Annotated in this window: 1 protein-coding gene; it reads left to right on the forward strand. The window is 62.1% G+C overall.

The window, feature by feature from the left end:
- Positions 1–113: 113 nt before the first annotated feature.
- Complete coding sequence (locus tag GP2_RS20735) at positions 114–1,628, forward strand: IS1634 family transposase (protein ID WP_006902613.1); 1,515 nt, start codon at positions 114–116, stop codon at positions 1,626–1,628.
- Positions 1,629–1,644 lie beyond the last annotated feature (16 nt).

Consider the following 1,644-nt stretch of genomic DNA (forward strand, 5'->3'; position numbering starts at 1 on the left):
GACCTGAGTTGGACCTCTTGAGGCTGATTTCGGGGCCTGGCCAGGAAAATATGCAGGTCAGGGTGTTGCTTAGTGCTGAATCCGGGCACTAAATCCTGGGCTATCGTCTCCATGTGGCCCCGTACGTACGCAAGGTGAGGACGGCTTCGGGAGCGACTGCGGTCCAGATCGCTCAGACCGTGAATGGTCGCCGCACGATCGTCGAACACATCGGATCAGCGCATACCGATGCCGAGCTCGCGGCACTGATCGCGACCGCGAAATCCCGTATCAACGCAGGTCAGGAGCACCTCGATCTCGACTTGCCGCCCATGGAGAAGGTCCGATCCGCCGGTGAGGCGGTGATCGCCAAACACTCCAGTGAGTTGCTGTGGACCACCCTGACCGACGCCTACCAGCGGCTCGGGTTCGACGTGGTCGACGATGCGACGTTTCGTGCGTTGGTCTGTGCTCGTCTGGTCGAGCCGACGAGCAAGGTCGACACGATTCGGGTCCTGGATGAGATCGGCGTTGACCCGCCACACCTGTCGAGTATCAAACGTGCCCTTGCTCGCTGCGTCGAGCGTGACTACCGCCGGCATCTGTCGGCGGCGTGCCTGGCCCACGTGACCGCCGACGGTGGTCCCGGCGTGGCGATGGTGCTCTATGACCTGACCACGCTCTACTTCGAGGCCGAGCACGAAGATGCGCTGCGTAAGGTCGGTATGAGCAAAGAACGCCGAGTCGATCCCCAGATCACGGTCGGACTGTTGGTGGCTCGCAACGGGTTCCCCCTTGACCTGCACGTCTTCGAAGGCAATAAGGCGGAGACGAAGACCTTGATCCCTGTCATCACCGGGTTCATCGAGCGCCATCGGATCACCGACATGATCGTCGTCGCCGACGCCGGCATGCTCTCCGCGGCGAACCTCAACGCCCTCGAGGATGCCGGCCTGAAGTTCATCGTCGGCTCACGCACATCGAAGGCACCGAAAGAGCTCGAGGAGCATTTCGGTGAACGCGGCAACTACATCGCCGACAACGGCATCGTCGAACTGACCCGCCCAATGGGCACTGGCCAAGCCCGGCGTGATCGGCGAGTCGTGTGGCACTACCTATGGAAACGCGATCAACGAGACAACCGCACCCTCAACGCGCAGATCGAACGCGCTCAACGCGTCATGGACAAGGACGAACCCCTGCGTAAACAGCGGTTCGTGAAAGTCACCGGCCCCCAGATCGGACTCGACGAGCAATCGATCCAACGCGCTCGCGCCGCGGCCGGCTACAAGGGATACGTCACCAACATCGCACCGACAGTCCTCGACGGGCACAGCGTCGTCGCAGCGTACCGGGATCTCTGGAAAGTCGAACAGTCGTTCCGTATGGCCAAATCCGACCTACGCGCCCGCCCGATCTACCACCGCACCCGCGACTCGATCGAAGCCCACCTGACCATCGTGTTCGCCGCACTCGCCGTGGCTCGCGACCTGCAACAAGCGACCGGGATGTCGATCAAGAAGATCGTGCAGAGCCTCCGACAGATCCACACCGCCGTCATCGACATCGACGGACATCACCTCACCGCACGCAGCCCCCTCGACGACAACGCGACCGCGATCATCGACGCGCTCAAATCCAGGCACTAAGGAGGTCCAACTCACG

This window comes from Gordonia paraffinivorans NBRC 108238 (assembly GCF_000344155.1).
In the GTDB taxonomy this organism is placed as follows: domain Bacteria; phylum Actinomycetota; class Actinomycetes; order Mycobacteriales; family Mycobacteriaceae; genus Gordonia; species Gordonia paraffinivorans.